16 protein-coding genes are annotated in these 15,876 nt (G+C 73.2%); 11 read left to right on the plus strand and 5 right to left on the minus strand.

The window, feature by feature from the left end; translation table 11 throughout:
- The first annotated feature begins 6 nt into the window (after nt 1–6).
- The 3 genes from EDD26_RS14740 to EDD26_RS10515 all read left to right on the plus strand — a co-directional run bounded on the left by EDD26_RS14740 (nt 7) and on the right by EDD26_RS10515 (nt 2,006).
- The gene (locus EDD26_RS14740) at nt 7–420 is read left to right on the plus strand and encodes a hypothetical protein (RefSeq protein ID WP_170165611.1); all 414 of its coding nucleotides are present in this window, start codon (nt 7–9) and stop codon (nt 418–420) included.
- A 38-nt stretch (nt 421–458) separates the two neighbouring features.
- Complete coding sequence (locus EDD26_RS10510) at nt 459–1,478, plus strand: nitronate monooxygenase (protein ID WP_123697666.1); 1,020 nt, start codon at nt 459–461, stop codon at nt 1,476–1,478.
- 87 nt (nt 1,479–1,565) lie between these two features.
- Nucleotides 1,566–2,006, plus strand: a complete 441-nt coding sequence (locus EDD26_RS10515) for a CHRD domain-containing protein (RefSeq protein ID WP_123697667.1) — start codon at nt 1,566–1,568, stop codon at nt 2,004–2,006.
- Between the two features lie 6 nt (nt 2,007–2,012).
- Here EDD26_RS10515 and EDD26_RS10520 read toward each other — a convergent pair whose 3' ends face one another.
- Nucleotides 2,013–2,522, minus strand: a complete 510-nt coding sequence (locus EDD26_RS10520) for a mycothiol transferase (RefSeq protein ID WP_123697668.1) — start codon at nt 2,520–2,522, stop codon at nt 2,013–2,015.
- 192 nt (nt 2,523–2,714) lie between these two features.
- Here EDD26_RS10520 and EDD26_RS10525 point away from each other — a divergent pair, with 192 nt between their 5' ends.
- A complete protein-coding gene (locus EDD26_RS10525) occupies nt 2,715–4,355 on the plus strand; it encodes a Na+/H+ antiporter (RefSeq protein WP_123697669.1) in 1,641 nt (546 codons plus the stop codon).
- Between the two features lie 9 nt (nt 4,356–4,364).
- Here EDD26_RS10525 and EDD26_RS10530 read toward each other — a convergent pair whose 3' ends face one another.
- Genes EDD26_RS10530 through sigK form a run of 3 tightly spaced genes read right to left on the minus strand, consistent with a single transcriptional unit; the run spans nt 4,365 to nt 6,717 of the window.
- Nucleotides 4,365–5,300, minus strand: a complete 936-nt coding sequence (locus tag EDD26_RS10530; RefSeq protein ID WP_123697670.1) for a DMT family transporter — start codon at nt 5,298–5,300, stop codon at nt 4,365–4,367.
- Between the two features lie 29 nt (nt 5,301–5,329).
- Entirely contained in the window at nt 5,330–6,172 is an 843-nt protein-coding gene (locus tag EDD26_RS10535) for an anti-sigma factor (RefSeq protein WP_123697671.1), read from the minus strand.
- Nucleotides 6,169–6,717 (minus strand): ECF RNA polymerase sigma factor SigK, encoded by a 549-nt coding sequence (gene sigK / locus EDD26_RS10540; RefSeq protein WP_245989854.1) that lies wholly within the window; start codon nt 6,715–6,717, stop codon nt 6,169–6,171. Before sigK ends, EDD26_RS10535 begins: the two co-directional genes overlap by 4 nt.
- Before the next feature lie 201 nt (nt 6,718–6,918).
- On the opposite strand from sigK, the gene tig reads away from it, so the two are divergent.
- The 3 genes from tig to EDD26_RS10555 all read left to right on the plus strand — a co-directional run bounded on the left by tig (nt 6,919) and on the right by EDD26_RS10555 (nt 9,707).
- The gene (tig, locus tag EDD26_RS10545) at nt 6,919–8,271 is read left to right on the plus strand and encodes a trigger factor (protein ID WP_170165612.1); all 1,353 of its coding nucleotides are present in this window, start codon (nt 6,919–6,921) and stop codon (nt 8,269–8,271) included.
- 147 nt (nt 8,272–8,418) lie between these two features.
- Nucleotides 8,419–9,045 (plus strand): ATP-dependent Clp protease proteolytic subunit, encoded by a 627-nt coding sequence (locus EDD26_RS10550; protein WP_123697673.1) that lies wholly within the window; start codon nt 8,419–8,421, stop codon nt 9,043–9,045.
- The gene (locus tag EDD26_RS10555) at nt 9,045–9,707 is read left to right on the plus strand and encodes an ATP-dependent Clp protease proteolytic subunit (RefSeq protein WP_123697674.1); all 663 of its coding nucleotides are present in this window, start codon (nt 9,045–9,047) and stop codon (nt 9,705–9,707) included. The genes EDD26_RS10550 and EDD26_RS10555 overlap by 1 nt, the downstream gene beginning before the upstream one ends.
- Before the next feature lie 67 nt (nt 9,708–9,774).
- On the opposite strand, the gene EDD26_RS14550 is transcribed toward EDD26_RS10555, so the two are convergent.
- Nucleotides 9,775–10,467: a copper resistance CopC family protein gene (locus tag EDD26_RS14550; RefSeq protein ID WP_170165613.1), complete on the minus strand. Its 693-nt coding sequence runs from the start codon at nt 10,465–10,467 to the stop codon at nt 9,775–9,777.
- A gap of 121 nt (nt 10,468–10,588) precedes the next feature.
- On the opposite strand from EDD26_RS14550, the gene clpX reads away from it, so the two are divergent.
- The 4 genes from clpX (at nt 10,589) to EDD26_RS14555 (ending at nt 15,830) form a co-directional block, all read left to right on the plus strand.
- A complete protein-coding gene (clpX, locus tag EDD26_RS10570) occupies nt 10,589–11,866 on the plus strand; it encodes an ATP-dependent Clp protease ATP-binding subunit ClpX (RefSeq protein WP_123697676.1) in 1,278 nt (425 codons plus the stop codon).
- 64 nt (nt 11,867–11,930) lie between these two features.
- Nucleotides 11,931–12,749, plus strand: a complete 819-nt coding sequence (locus EDD26_RS10575; protein ID WP_211333855.1) for an ABC transporter ATP-binding protein — start codon at nt 11,931–11,933, stop codon at nt 12,747–12,749.
- 52 nt (nt 12,750–12,801) lie between these two features.
- Nucleotides 12,802–13,803 (plus strand): ABC transporter substrate-binding protein, encoded by a 1,002-nt coding sequence (locus EDD26_RS14745; RefSeq protein ID WP_123697677.1) that lies wholly within the window; start codon nt 12,802–12,804, stop codon nt 13,801–13,803.
- Nucleotides 13,800–15,830 carry an iron ABC transporter permease gene (locus EDD26_RS14555; RefSeq protein ID WP_170165614.1) on the plus strand — a complete coding sequence of 677 codons (2,031 nt, stop codon included), beginning with the start codon at nt 13,800–13,802 and terminating at the stop codon, nt 15,828–15,830. The genes EDD26_RS14745 and EDD26_RS14555 overlap by 4 nt, the downstream gene beginning before the upstream one ends.
- Nucleotides 15,831–15,876: the final 46 nt, after the last annotated feature.

Below are 15,876 nucleotides of genomic sequence, written 5' to 3' on the forward strand. Positions count from 1 at the left end.
AGCGTCATGACCGAAAGCGCGACGACGCAGCTCACGGACGTCGACTTCACGGAGCGACGCGACTGGGGCATCCGCTTCCTCGTGCTCGGGTTCCTCGCCGCGTGGCTGCTGACGTTCGCGCTGGGGTCGACCGGCGTCGGCGGTGGCGACGAACCGGGATGGTCCGCCACGGTGCACGTCATGCGCGAGGTGCAGGGTGCCGTCGTCGGGCTCGTGGCGCTCGCCTGGCTCGTGATGCAGTGGCAGCGCCACGACCCCGTCTTCGTCCGGCGCGTGCGCCGGCTCGTGCTCGGGGTCGCCTGGGGGCTCGTCCTCGGCGCGGTGGTCGCGGGCTACCTGACCGTGCGGCTGTCGGAGTCGGCCCTCGGCCCACCGGTCGCGATCTTCCCGCTCGAGATCGTCGTGACGCGTCAGGACTGAGGTCATCCGACAGCGGGACGGTACGGGACGATGGGACGATGACGCCCGCTGCGCTGCTCGACGACACCCGCCCCGTGATGGTCGCGCCGATGGCGGGCGGGCCGAGCACCGCCGAGCTGGTCGCCGCGGCGGCCGAGGCAGGCGCCTTCGCCCAGCTCGCCGGTGGCTACAAGAGCGCTGAGGCGCTCGCGAGCCAGATCGACGAGGTGCGCGCTCGCGGCACCGAGCGCTTCGGCGTCAACCTCTTCGTGCCGAACCTCCACCCCATCGCGGATGCCGACTACGAGGGCTACGCCGAGCGCATCCGCGACGACCTCGGCGGCGGACCCGTGCCGTCCAAGCGCGAGGACGACGACGCGTGGGATGCGAAGGTCGCGCTGCTGCTCCAGGCCCGCGTGCCGCTCGTCTCGTTCACGTTCGGGCTGCCGGATCGGGCGGTGCTGGCCGCCTTCGCGGACGCCGGCATCCCCTCAATGCAGACGGTCACATCGGTCGACGAGGCACGCGAGGCGGCAGCGTCCGGCGTGGACTCGCTCGTCGTGCAGGGCGCCGCCGCGGGCGGGCACTCCGGCATCTGGGCGCAGGGCGTGCTGCCGGCCGACATGCCGCTCCTCGAGCTCGTGGCCGCGGTTCGTGCGGCGACGACGCTCCCGATCGTCGCCGCGGGCGGCGTCGCCCGCCCGCAGCAGGTGCGGGCGCTGCTCGAGGCCGGCGCGGATGCGGTCGCGATCGGCACCGCCGCCCTCCTCGCCGACGAGGCGGGCACGTCCGCGACGCATCGCGCGGCGCTCGTCGACCCCGCGTTCGAGCGGACGACGCTCACGCGCGCCTTCACCGGCCGCCCGGCCCGAGCCCTCGTCAACGGCTTCGTCGAGCGGCATGACGCCGGCGCGCCCTCCGGCTACCCGGCCCTGCACCACCTCACGCGGGCGATGCGCGCCGATGCGGCCGCCGCGGGCGACGCATCGCGACTGCACCTCTGGGCGGGCGAGGCTTGGCGCGAGGCGCGGCAGGCGCCGATCGCCGAGATCCTCGACGTCCTCACGCCGGAGCCCTGATCGGCCGAACGGGGCGTTGTGCGCCGCGCCCGCTCGGCGTAGCGTCCGGATCGACCAGGGATCGGCCCTGAGAAGTGAGCACACGCCATGCGCACGACCCGCAACACCCGCATCACCGCCCTCACCCTCGCCGCGGCCGCGGCGTTGACGCTCACCTCCGCCGGCGCTGCGAACGCCGCGCCCGCGATCCCGCTGAACGGCGGGCAGGAGGTGCCCGCGCCGAACGACTTCGGTGCGCACGGCTGGTTCAGCTACGAGATCGACGGCGACCAGCTCTGCTACACGCTCGAGGTCGACGGCCTGTCGGCTCCGGCCGCCGCCGCGCACATCCATGTAGCACCGCGCAACGCGCCCGGTCCTGTGGTCGTCCCGCTGTCCGTCGTCGCCGCCACGAGCTTCGAGGTCGACACCTGCACGACCGCCGACCCGATGCTGCTCGCGGCCATCGAGGCGAACCCGCGGTCGTACTACGTCAACGTGCACACCCCGACCAACCCGCCCGGCGAGATCCGCGGGCAGCTGAAGTAGCGGTCGCTACCGCTGCACCCGCCCGAGCGCCGCGAAGCGCAGCATGTGCGCCTGCCCGCTGTGCAGCGCGTACTCGTCGATTATCTTGATGAGCAGGTGCGAGAGCGGTGCGCCGCTGCCCCGTCCGGGAGCGTCGAGCGCCGGCATGGCGGCGATGGCGGCATCCGCCCGCGCGACCTCCGCGAGGTACAGCCGCACGTCCTCCTCGACGGTCGCCGCGGATCCGCCCGCGTAGTCGTCGTCGCCATAGGTCTCGATGCGCTCACCGCCCCCGAGCCCCCACGTCAGGTAGTGATGCTCCATCTGCTGCATGTGACGGATGAGGCCCAGCACCGACAGCTCGACCGGCGGCACCGACCACGCGGCGAGCTGCTCGGGGGAGAGGTCGCGCCACTTGCGGCGGAACTCGTGGCGCTGGAACGCGAGCCAGTCGAGCAGGCTCGCGTGCACGTCGAGCTGCGGCGTGGGCTCGTCGCGACGCGCGAGGTCGAGGCTCGAGAGCAGATCGGCGGCCATGGCGTCCTCCTGGGTGGGCTCCCAGTCTCGCCGCGCGGCCCCGCGATCGCGACCAGCAGCGCGAGAGGGGCACCGACAGGCCCTGCCGCGATCATCCCCGTCGAGCGCACCATGGACTTCTGTCGCCGAAGCGACATCGCCGCGTCATCGCGGCGACACGGCCGCGCGGGACGCTGGCAGGGGAGGTGCGCGATGGATGGACTCGAGGTCACGGTGCTGCTCGGCGCATCGGTGCTCGTGGGCGTGCTGCTCGCGCCCAGGCTGCGCCTCGCGGCGCCACTGCTGCTCGTGCTGCTCGGCCTGCTACTCGGCTTCGTGCCGGAGCTGCGCGAGATCCAGCTGCCGCCCGAGACGATGCTGCTCGTCTTCCTGCCGGTGATGCTCTTCTGGGAGAGCCTCACGACCTCGCTCCGCTCCATCCGCCGCGACCTGCGCGGCATCGTCATCGCCAGCACGCTGCTCGTGGTGGCGACGGCCTTCGCGGTCGCGGGCATCGCCCACCTGTTCGGTGTGCCGTGGGAGGTCGCGCTCATCCTGGGCGCCGCGGTCGCGCCGCCGGATGCGACGGCGGTCGCCGCGCTCGGACGCTCGCTGCCGCGCCGCAACTTCATGCTGCTGAAGGCCGAGAGCCTCACGAACGACGGCACCGCGCTCGTCGTCTACGCGATCGCGGTGGGCGTCGCCGTGGGCGGCCGATTCACGCCGCTCGACATCACCGGGATGGTGCTGCTCTCGTACCTCGGCGGCGCCGCCGCAGGGCTCGCGGTCGCCGGCCTCGCACTGCTGGTGCTGCGCCGGGTGCGCGACGCGATGTCGATCAACATCGCCCTGCTCGTCACGCCGTTCGCCGCGTTCCTCGCCGCCGAGCTCATCCACGGCTCCGGTGTGCTCGCCGTCGTCGTCGCGGGCCTCGCGGTCTCCTATGCCAGCAGCCGCATCAGCACCGCGGCGTCGCGCCGGCAGACCGAGGCGGCGTGGCCGCTCGGCGCCGCCGTGCTCAACGGTGCGCTCTTCGTGCTCATCGGGCTCGAGGTGCAGCTCATCGCGCACCAGACCGACGCGGCAGCGCTCGGCAGGCTCGTGGCGCTCACCGTCGCGGTGTGGACCGGCCTGCTGCTCGTGCGCTTCGCCTTCCTGTCGCTGAGCGCCTACGCGATCCGGATGCTCGACCGGCGGCCCTCGCAGCGCGCGCGCCGCATGACCTACCGCGCGCGGGTGGTGAGCTCGGTCGCGGGCTTCCGGGGCGCCGTGTCGCTCGCGATCGCGCTCTCGGTGCCGACGGTCGCCGCGGACGGCACGCCGCTCGCGGCCCGCGACGACATCATCTTCGTCGCAGCGGGCGTCATCGTGCTGACGCTGCTCGTGCAGGGGCCTGCGCTGCCCGCGGTGGTGCGCTGGGCGCGACTGCCGGAGGACGCCTCCGAGCAGCGGGAGCTGCAGCTCGCGGAGCGCGCCATCACCGACGCGGCGCTCGCGGCGATGACGGAGCTCGCCGCGAAGCACGGCATCGACGACGAGACGCGCGCCCGCCTGCTGCGCGACTACGAGGACCATCTGGTGACCACGGATGCGCGCGACGAGCCGGCTGCGCGCACCGAGACGGACGCGGGGGAGTCCGCCGTGCTCGTCGACGCCCCGCGGCCGCAGCCCGCGCCTCCCCGCGCGCGGCACGAGCAGTACGCGCACCTGCGGCTCGCGCTGCTCGAGCGCAAGCGGGAGGTGCTGCAGCAGCTGCGCCGCGAGGGCGTCGTCGACGACGCGGTCGCCCGGCGCGTGCAGTCGCGCCTCGACGTCGAGGAGCTGCGGCTCACCGGGGTCGAGCCGATCGACTGACCGGCGAGCTCAGTCGCCCCGGGCAGCCCGCCGCTGCGCCACGAGCACGATGGCGACGCCCGCGGCGGCGACCGCGAGCCCCGCGAGGCCGAGCGGCGTGACGGGCACGTCGAAGATCAGCCACACCCACAGCATCGTCGTCGGCGGCGTCAGGTACAGCAGCGTGCTCACGAACGTCGCGCCGTGCGAGCGGGTGACCGTGATGTAGAGCACGTAGCCGCCGAGGCTCGCGAGCAGCACGAGCCACAGGATGGCGAACCAGACCTCGGGCGTGGTCGGCGGCGCGGCCTGCCCGCGCAGCAGCGCGACGGCCATGAAGGCGACGGCCGCGACCACGGCCTGGATCGTGATCGTCTGCAGCAGGTCGTCGTCCAGGTGCCAGCGGCGCTGCAGCACGGTGCCGGTGCCGAGGCACAGCACGGCCCCGAACGGCAGCGCGTACGCCCAGAGCGGCGCGCCCGCACCGCCGAGCGCGCCGGAGACCACGAGCGCGACGCCCACGAGCCCCACGACCATGCCGCACCACATCCACCGGGTGGCGCGCTCGCCGAGCACGCGACCCGCGATCGTCGCGACGAGCATCGGCTGCAGGGCGGCGATGAGGGACGAGGTGCCGCCGTCGACGCCCGCGCGCACGCCCTCGAAGACGAGCAGCAGGTAGCCGGCCTGGCTGAGCAGCCCGATGGTGCCCTGCCGGAGCCAGCTGCGCCGACCCGGCCAGCGCCGCCGCAGCACGAGCATCACGACGGCGAGGAGCGCAGCGAGCACGACGAAGCGCCACGCGAGCACGGTGACCGGCTCGCCGCCGGCCCGTGCCGCGAGCTCGGCGCCCACGAAGCCGGAGCTCCACGTGACGATGAGCGCGACGGCGGCGACGGCGACGGCGATGGGACCGAGTCGGCCTCGCGACGCGTCGGGCTCGTGCGGGGCAGGCGTCTCGGACATCCTGCCGAGTATCGCAGGGTCGGAGCGGCCTACGTCTCGACGACGAGGATGGGGTCGGTCGTCGGGGCGTCGGAGCCGCCGTCGGGCTCGACCGTCACGCCGACCGCGCTGCCCGCGGTGAGCGCGCCGTCGAGCAGGAACGCGGTCGCGCCGCCGCCGGCCTCGAACGTGCCGGCGCTCTGCGGGCCGTCGGCGTCGATGTACCAGGCCTGGTAGGTGCTGCCCTCCGGCGCGGCGCTGAGCCCGTCGAAGAGGATCGCCGACTGGCCGCGCTCTGCCGACCAGACGACGGTCGCGATCGAGCCGTCGGGCATCTCGACCTCGGTGCGCTCCGCGTCGGACGCGCTGACGACGGCGCCGAGCGCCTCCTGGCGCGAGTCGCCGCCGAGCTGCGTGCCGAGCGCGACGCCGCCGAGGAGCAGCGCGGCGCCGGCTGCGACCGCGCCGACGGCGCGGAGCGGGCGCCAGCGCGCGCGGGCTCGGCGCTCCGCGGGGCCGGGGCCTCCGGAGGTGGGCCGGCGCGTGCGGCTCGGGTCGACCGATCCGCCGCCGAACGACTCGGGCTCGATCGACACGGGCGTGAGCGCGGCCGGCTGGACCGACGGGAGCCGGACGGGCTCGGCGGCCTCGGCCGGTGCCTCCGCAGGCAGCTGCGGCTCCCGCGCGATCGCGTCGAGCACCGACGCGCGCAGGGAAGGCGGCGGTGCGACGGCGTCGCCCGCGAGCAGCGTGGCGGTGTCGGCGAGCGCCTCCGCCTCCGCCCTCGCCTCCGGCGAGGCGAGCGCCTCGAACCGGGCCCGCTCGTCTGCGCTCAGCGCGTCGAGCGCGTACGCCGCGGCGAGGTCGTCGATGGACCGCTGGTCGCCGTTCATGCCGTCACCCCCAGGATGCCGCGCAGACGGACCATGCCGTCGCGCAATCTCGTCTTGACCGTGCCGAGCGGCGCCCCGACGCGCTCGGCGATCTCGGTCTGCGTCAGCCCGTCGAAGTACGCGAGCTCGATGGCCTCGCGCTGCGGGTCGCTCAGCTCGCGCAGCGCCTTCCGGGCGCGAGCGGCCTCGAGCGAGATCTCCGCCTGCTCGGACACCATGTCGATGGGCACCGCCGTGTCGCGCACGCCGATGCGGGCGTCGCGGTCCCGCTGCGACTGCGAGGCGCGCACGCGGTCGACGGCACGGGCGTGCGCGATCTGCAGCAGCCAGCTGATGGCGGCGCCGCGATCGGGATCGAAGCGCTTCGCCTGACGCCAGGCCTCGAGGTAGACCTCCTGCGCAACCTCTTCCGCCTGCGCGCGATCCACCAGGATGCGCAGCACGAGTCCGAAGACGCGCGACGACGTCGCGTCGTACAGCTGCGCGAAGGCTCGCTGGTCGCCGTCGGCGGCGCGCACGAGGCACTGCTCGAGGGTCGTCTCCACGCGCCTGAGTATTGCAGGCGGAGCGACGAGGGCGAGCGCGGTCATGACGGTGGTTCGTCACATGCGCCCACTCGGATTGGACTCGGCGGACCAGCGGGTAGACTCGGGCGGTGGTCCGCCCTCTCGCGGCGGATCCGGCGTGCCCACGCGCGCCGCGGGCATCCAGTGCCCGCCCAACGACGAACCACAGGAGACCACCTCGTGAAGACCACGGTCGAGAAGATCGAGAACACGCGCACGAAGCTCACCATCGCGGTCGAGCCGGCAGAGCTGCGTCCCGCGATCGACCAGGCGTACAAGACCGTCGCCGAGCAGATCAGCGTCCCCGGCTTCCGCAAGGGCAAGGTGCCCACCGCGATCATCGACCAGCGCGTCGGCCGCGAGGACATCCTGAACCAGGCCGTCTCCGAGTCGATCGACGAGTTCTACCGCCAGGGCGTCGCCGAGGCCGGCATCCGCCCGATGGGCCGCCCGCAGGCCGACGTCACCGCGTGGCCCGAGGTCAAGGACTTCTCCGGCGACCTCGTGCTCGAGATCGAGGTCGACGTCCGCCCCGACTTCGAGCTGCCCACCGTCGAGGGCCGCACGATCACCGTCGACGCGATCGAGGTCGGCGAGGAGGCCGTGGCGAAGGAGCTCGACGAGCTCCGCGGCCGCTTCGGCACGCTCGTCACCGTCGACCGCCCGGCCGCGAACGGCGACTTCGTGCAGCTCGACCTCACCGCGTCGATCGAGGGCGAGGTCGTCGACAGCGCGAGCGGCATCTCCTACGAGGTCGGCTCCGGCGAGCTGATCGACGGCATCGACGAGGCCGTCGAGTCGCTCACCGCCGGTGAGGAGACGACCTTCACCTCGACGCTCGTCGGCGGCGACCACGCCGGCAAGGACGCCGAGGTCAAGGTCGTCGTCGAGGCCGTCAAGGAGCGCGAGCTGCCCGAGGCCGACGACGACTTCGCCCAGATGGCGAGCCAGTTCGACACGATCGACGAGCTGCGCGAGGACCTCAAGGTGCAGGCCGGCCGCAGCGGCCGCCTCGGCCAGGCCGAGCAGGCGCGCCAGCGCCTCCAGGACGAGCTCGTCGACGCCGTCGAGATCGAGATCCCCTCCGCCGTCGTCGAGGACGAGGTGGTCCGCCACCTCGAGGCCGAGAACCGCGCCGAGGACGCCGAGCACGGCGAGGAGGTCCGCCAGGAGACCCGCAAGGTGCTCAAGCAGCAGATGATCTTCGACCGCTTCGCGGAGGAGGAGGGCCTGCAGGTCACGCAGCAGGAGCTCACGCAGATCATCGTGCAGCAGGCCGCGCAGTACGGCATGGCACCGCAGGAGCTCGTCACCGCGCTCGAGGCGAACGGCCAGCTGCCGGTGCTGCTGGGCGACATCCTCCGCGGCAAGACGCTGTCGACGCTGCTCGGCCGCGTCACGGTCGTCGACGACAAGGGCGAGACGGTCGACCTGTCAGACTTCCTGCCGTCGAACGAGGTGGACGAGGACGACGTCGAGGGCGCCATCCGCGAGGCCGAGGCGAAGCTCGCCGCGCAGCACACCGAGGACTGATCCACGACGAGGGGCCGGGCTGCGCGCCCGGCCCCTCTCGCGTGCCAGGGGACGTCCTCCGCCGCACCCTCCGCCTGCGGCGAACACGGCAGATCGCGTCGTGTTCGCCGCCTAGGGTTGGAGACGAATCGAGAGAAGGAGTCACCCGTGGCTGAACCCGTCTTCGCGCCGTCGGTCTTCGACCGACTGCTGCGCGATCGCATCATCTGGCTCGGCGAGGAGGTGCGCGACGAGAACGCGAACGAGATCTGCGCCAAGATCCTGCTCCTCGCGGCTGAGGACCAGACCAAGGACATCTACCTCTACATCAACTCGCCCGGCGGCTCGATCACGGCCGGCATGGCGATCTACGACACCATGCAGTTCGTGCCGAACGACATCGTGACCGTCGGCATCGGCATGGCCGCCTCGATGGGGCAGCTGCTGCTCACCGCCGGCACCGCCGGCAAGCGCTACATCACGCCGAACGCGCGCGTGCTGCTGCACCAGCCGCACGGCGGCTTCGGCGGCACCTCGAGCGACATCCAGACCCAGGCGCAGCTCATCCTCGACATGAAGAAGCGCCTCGCGGAGATCACCGCCGAGCGCACGGGCAAGAGCGTCGAGCAGGTCAACGAGGATGGCGACCGCGACCGCTGGTTCACCGCGCAGCAGGCGCTCGAGTACGGATTCGTCGACCACGTCCGCGACTCCGCGACCGACGTCACCGGCGGCGGCGGCACCGACCAGGAGGGCTCAGCCTTCGACGACATCACCGGCCAGGAGGGCAACTGATGGACACTCCCACGTTCCAGGCGGGCGGCAACGCGCTGCAGATGCCCGGCTCGCGCTACATCCTGCCGAGCTTCGAGGAGCGCACGCCCTACGGCTTCAAGCGCCAGGACCCCTACGCGAAGCTCTTCGAGGACCGCATCATCTTCCTCGGCGTGCAGGTCGACGACGCGTCCGCGGACGACATCATGGCGCAGCTGCTCGTGCTCGAGTCGCAGGACCCCGACCGCGACATCGTGATGTACATCAACTCGCCCGGCGGCTCGTTCACGGCCATGACGGCGATCTACGACACGATGCAGTACATCCGTCCCGCGGTGCAGACGGTCTGCCTCGGCCAGGCGGCCTCGGCCGCCGCCGTGCTGCTCGCAGCCGGCGAGCCCGGCAAGCGCCTGGCGCTGCCGAACGCCCGCATCCTCATCCACCAGCCGGCGACCTCGGACGCCGGCCGCGGCCAGGCCTCCGACATCGAGATCCAGGCGCGCGAGGTGCTGCGGATGCGCGGATGGCTCGAGGAGACGCTGTCGAAGCACTCGAACCACGACGTTGCGCGGGTGTCGAAGGACATCGAGCGCGACACGTTCCTGTCGGCCGAGGAGTCGCTCGAGTACGGGCTCATCGACCAGGTGCTCGGCAGCCGCAAGACGGCGCAGCTCGTCGTCTGACGGCAGCTCGATCGCACGGAGAAGGGCCGGCCCCGCGGGGCCGGCCCTTTCTGCATTCCCGGAGGCGTCAGGCGTTGCCGCGGTCCTTGCGACGGCGGTTCACCCGGTAGGCGATGAAGGCGAGCGCCGCGAGGATCGCGAGCACGAAGACGGCGACCGTCGGCCACGGGCCGGTCGAGTCGGTGCCGGGGTCGACGCCCGGTGCATCCGTCGACTCGGGCTCGTCGGGGCCGGTCGCCGTGGTCTGCGGTGCCGCGACCTCGCCGCTCGAGGACGGGGTCTCGGCGGGTGCAGAGGTCGCCGGCTCGGCGGTCGCCGGCGTCGTGCCGGAGGGCGTCTCGACGGGGGCGGCGGCCGCGGTGTCGCACACCGGCGCGGCGGCCGCGCCGTCGGGGCCACCGACGGCGTCGACGGGCTCGAACGCGAAGGCGATCTCGCCGGAGACCGGGTGGCCGTCGGCCGACACCACCTGGTAGGTGAGCGTGTAGTCACCCGCGGCGCCCAGCTCGGCGTCGACCGAGACGGTGTCGCCGTCGACGGTCGTGCAGCCGTCGCCGTAGTACAGGCCCGCCGCATCCGTGATCTGGAGCACACTGCCGCCCTCCGCCCCCGGGACGTCGATGATCGCCTCGTTGAGCACGACGCTGAGCGAGCCGGGCTGCTCGGTGATCGTGGCCCCGTCCTCGGGCGTCGAGCCGATGACGGATGCGTGGGCGGGCAGGAGCAGGGCGACGGCGACGGCGGTGATGGCGGCGATCATGCGCTCAGCGTACGCGCCGCGGATCTGCGCCGCCTCGGCGTGGGCGTCGCCGGTGTCACCGGGGTGTTCTAGGCTCGATGCACGGGCGCGGCCTGCGCCTACGACGATGTGGAGAAGCGACATGGCGCGACTCGGAGAGAGCGGCGACCTGCTCAAGTGCTCGTTCTGCGGCAAGAGCCAGAAGCAGGTGCAGCAGCTGATCGCGGGGCCCGCGGTGTACATCTGCGACGAGTGCGTCGAGCTGTGCAACGAGATCATCGAAGAGCGGATGGCGGAGGCCGGCGAGACGACGGCGCAGGAGGGCTTCACGCTCCCGAAGCCGCGCGAGATCTTCGCGTTCCTCGAGGAGTACGTCGTCGGGCAGCGGAGCGCGAAGCAGTCGCTCGCGGTCGCCGTCTACAACCACTACAAGCGCATCGCCGCGATGCAGCAGCTCGAGTCGGCCGACAAGGCGGGCGACGGCGTCGAGATCCAGAAGTCGAACATCCTCATGGTGGGCCCGACCGGCTGCGGCAAGTCGTACCTCGCCGCCACGCTCGCGCGCCAGCTCAACGTGCCGTTCGCGGTCGCCGACGCCACCGCCCTCACCGAGGCCGGCTACGTGGGCGAGGACGTCGAGAACATCCTGCTGAAGCTCATCCAGGCCGCCGACTACGACGTCAAGCGCGCCGAGACGGGCATCGTCTTCATCGACGAGATCGACAAGGTCGCGCGCAAGGCCGAGAACCCGTCGATCACTCGCGACGTCTCCGGCGAGGGCGTGCAGCAGGCGCTGCTGAAGATCATCGAGGGCACGGTCGCCTCGGTGCCGCCGCAGGGCGGCCGCAAGCACCCGAACTCCGAGTTCATCCAGATCGACACGTCGAACGTGCTGTTCATCGTCGCCGGCGCGTTCGCGGGCCTCGAGGACATCATCGCGAACCGCTCCGGCAAGCGCGGCATCGGCTTCGGCGCACCGGTCGCGTCGCTCAAGCCCAACCTCGACGTCTTCCAGGACGTGCTGCCCGAGGACCTGCACAAGTACGGCCTCATCCCCGAGTTCATCGGCCGCCTGCCGGTGATCGCGACCGTCTCGCCGCTCGACCAGTCGGCGCTCGTCGAGATCCTCACCGGACCGCGCAACGCGCTCGTCAAGCAGTACCAGCGGATGTTCGAGATCGACGGCGTCAAGCTCGACTTCGAGGCCGAGGCGCTCGAGGCGATCGCCGATCTCGCGGTGGAGCGGAAGACGGGTGCCCGCGGCCTGCGGTCCATCCTCGAGACGGTGCTGGCGCCGGTGATGTTCGAGGTGCCGTCGCGGGAGTCGGTCGAGCGCGTCATCGTGACGAAGGAGTCGGTCGCCGGCACCGAGTCGCCGGTCATCCTCACGGCCGACGACATCGAGGAGCTCTCCGCCTGAGCGGACCCGGGCCGCCGCGCCGCTCGGATTGCTCCCAGCGCTGAGGTAAGGCTATCCTTACCTCGTGACCTCCACGGGACCCGGCGCGCTGCGCGCCACCGACGTCAGCCTCGCGTACGGCCGCGAGCGCATCGTCCACGACGCATCCATCGCGCTCGAGCCCGGATCGGTCACCGCGCTGGTCGGCCCGAACGGCAGCGGCAAGTCGACGCTGCTGCGCGGCCTCACCGCCCTGCACCGCCCGACGCACGGCAGCGTCGTCTTCGCCGACGGCGCCGACGCGTCGGGGCTGGGGGAGCGCGAGCTGGCCCGCCGCATCGCGCTGCTCGCCCAGTCGCACCCCGACCCCTCCGGCGTGAGCGTGCGCGAGGTCGTCGCCTACGGCCGGTTCGCGCACCGCGGCCGCTTCCGCGCGGGCGACCCGCAGGGCCCCGACGTCATCGACCGGGCCATGGCCGCCACCGGCATCGCCGAGCTCTCCGACCACCCCGTCTCGCAGCTCTCCGGCGGGCAGCGCCAGCGCGTCTGGCTCGCCACGTGCCTCGCGCAGCAGACCGGGATCGTGCTGCTCGACGAGCCCACGACGTACCTCGACATGCGGTACCAGCGCGAGATCCTCGAGATCGTGCGTGACCTCGCCGACGACGGCGTCGCCGTCGGCATCGTGCTGCATGACCTCGAGCAGGCGGCCGAGGTCGCCGACGAGGTCGTGCTGCTCGTGCACGGCCGCATCATCGCCACCGGCACGCCCACGGAGGTGCTGACGGCCGAGCGCCTCAGCGCCGCGTACGAGGTGCCCATCGACGTCGAGCCCCTCGCAGAGGGCTTGCGCATCCGGCCGCAGCGGCTCCGCCGCCGGCTCACCGTGTCCCGCGCCGCGTGACTCGCTCCACATCAGGCCCGCAGGCAACGCCTCGGGCCGAGGAAGGCTGACCATGTCCCAGCGAATCCTGCCCGCCAGGCCCGTCCTGGCCGGCGTCGCGGTGCTCACCGCGCTCGCTCTCGCCGCGTGCGGCACCACCGAGGCGCCCGCCGAGAGCGCCGCGCCCGGCGCCTCGAGCGAGGCCGTCACGCTGACGGACGCGCGCGGCGTCGAGGTCGAGATCCCCGCCGAGGTCGAGGACGTGGTCGCGCTCGAGTGGGCCGCCGTCGAGCACCTGCAGGTCGCTGGCGTGCCGCCGGTCGGCGTCGCCGACGTCGCCGGCTACACCGACTGGTCGGGCACCGGCGCGCCCCTCGAGGGCGAGCCGACCGATGTCGGCACGCGCATCGAGCCCTCGATCGACGCGATCGCGGGCCTCGCGCCCGACCTCATCGTCACCGTGCTCGGCGCCGACGACGCGGCCTACGCCGACCTCGAGGCGATCGCGCCCGTGCTCGTGCTGCAGGGTGCCGACGCGGCCGACCCGATCGGCACGATGTACGCCGACCTCCGCCTCGTGGGCGAAGCCGTCGGCGGCCAGGACGCCGTCGAGACGGCGATCACCGCGTACGAGGCGCACGTCGAGGAGCTCTCGGCGACCGTCGAGGAGGCCGGGCTCACCGGCACGCCGCTCGCGCACATGGACGGCTACGAGAACGGCGGCCAGGTCGAGATCCGGCCGTACGCCGACGGCGCGCTGCTGCCCGCCGCCTTCGAGTCGATCGGCTTCGTCAACGGCTGGCCGGGCGAGGGCGACGCGCAGTACGGGCTCGGCGTCACCGACGTCGAGGGCCTGACGGCGCTCGAGGAGGGCACGCACATCGTCTACATGACGGTCGGCGAGCGCGACGTCTTCACCCAGCAGCTCGCGTCGAACGCGATCTACACCGAGCTGCCGACCGTGCAGGCCGGCAACGTGCACCGGCTGCCCGACGGCATCTGGCTCTTCGGCGGCGTCGAGTCGATGACCGCCTACCTCGACGCGCTCGTCGCGGCGCTCTCGCCCGCCCCGTGACACGCATCCGACCGGGAGGGCTCGCGCTCGGCGCGGCCCTCCTCGTCGGCCTCGTCGCCCTCTCCGGGTGGCACGCCACGCAGGGCACGACGGACCTCGGGCTGCAGGAGCTGCTGGGCTGGCTCGGCGGCGACGCGAGCCACGCGTCCGTCATCGTCGAGAGCCGGCTGCCGCGCATCGCCGCGGCGATCGTCGTCGGGCTCGCGCTCGGCGCGGCCGGCTACGCGATGCAGACGCTCACCGGCAACCCGCTCGCCTCGCCCGACACGCTCGCCGTCAACGGCGGTGCGAGCGCCGCGATCGCGATCGCGGCCGTCGCCGGCATCAGCCTCCCCGGCATCGGCGGCGCCGGCATCGCCTTCGTCGGCGGCCTCATCGCGGCGCTCGCCGTCGTGGCCATCGGCCGCGGGCGCGGGTCGACGACCCAGATGGTGCTCATCGGGACCGCGCTCGCGCTCGCGCTGCAGTCGGTCACGACCGTCACGATCATCCTCAACGAGCAGGAGACGGCCGGCCTCTACGCCTGGGGCGTCGGGCGCCTGTCGCAGAACGGCATCGACACCGTCGCGCAGCTGCTGCCGATCGTGCTCGTCGGCATCGCTGTGCTGCTCGTGCTCGCCCGCCGGCTCGACGTGCTCGCGCTCGGCGAGGAGGCTGCAACCACGATCGGCGTCGGCGTCGGCCGCCTGCGGCTCGGCACGCTCATCGCCTCGGTCGCGCTCGCCGCGGCCGCCGTGGCGATCGCCGGCCCGATCGGCTTCGTCGGCCTCGCCGCGCCGATCGTGATCCGCATGGTCGCGCGCCGCATCCCCGGGGCCGCCCGCCACGTCGTGGCGATCCCGCTCGCCGCGCTCGCGGGCGCGGTGCTCGTCGTCGGTGCCGATGTGCTGCTGCGCGCGGCGCTGCCCGGCACGGCCTCGCTCGACGTGCCGACCGGCGTCGTGACGAGCCTCGTCGGCGCCGTCTGCATCATCGTGCTCGCCCGCACGATGGCGGGTGCGGCCGAGACCGAGTCGATGTCGGTGCTCGGCGCCCGCACGATCGCGAAGCACGCCTGGCTGCCGATCGTCATCGCGGCGGTCGTGCTGACGGCGATGACCGTCGCGGCCGTGCTGCTCGGCGATCGGCTGCTGCTGCTCGGCGACGTCGTCAACTGGCTCGCCGGCCGCGCCGGCGACGCCGTGCGCGTGACGCTCGACACCCGCACCCCGCGGGTCGCCGCCGCGGTGCTCGCGGGCGTCGCGCTCGCGCTCTCCGGAGCGCTCGTGCAGGCGGTCGCGCGCAACGCGCTCGCGGAGCCCTACCTGCTCGGCGTCGCCGGCGGCGCGGGACTCGGGGCCGTGAGCATCATCACGCTCGTGCCCGTCGCCGCCGGTTGGCTCGTGGCGGGCAGCGCGCTCGCCGGCGGCGCCATCGCCGGCGTGCTCGTGCTCGTGCTCGTCGGCTGGCGCAGGCTCGGGAGCCTGCGGCTCGTGCTGACGGGGCTCGCCCTCTCGGCGGCGACCGCGGCGCTCACGAGCATGCTGATCGTCATCACCGACCCGTGGAACCGCGGCAAGGCGATCGTCTGGCTCTCGGGCTCGACCTACGGCCGCGGCTTCGAGGACGTGCTCCCGGTGGCGATCGCCGTGGTGCTGTCGCTGCTGGCGCTCACCTGGATGCACCGCGACCTCGACCTCGCCCAGCTCGACGAGGCCACGCCGAGGCTCCTCGGCGTGCGGCTGACGGCCGTGCAGATCATCGCGCTCGCCATCGCGGTCGTGCTGGCCTCGACGGCGGTCGCCGCGATCGGCGTCGTCGCGTTCGTGGGGCTCGTGGCGCCGCACGCCGCGCGGGCGATCGTCGGCGCGAGGCACCGGGTGCTGCTGCCGCTCGCGGCGCTGCTGGGCGGCTCGCTGACGCTGATGGCCGACACCCTGGGCCGCACGCTCATCGCGCCGGCCCAGCTGCCGGCCGGCATCATGACCGCGCTCGTCGGCATCCCGTACTTCATCTGGCTCGTGCTGCAGGCGGGCCGCTCCCGCTGACCCGGCCGCTGACCCGTTTCGCGGGTCAGCGGCCAGGCCGGCCGGG

Origin of the sequence: Agrococcus jenensis (genome assembly GCF_003752465.1) — a bacterium.
Taxonomy (GTDB): Bacteria; Actinomycetota; Actinomycetes; order Actinomycetales; family Microbacteriaceae; genus Agrococcus; species Agrococcus jenensis.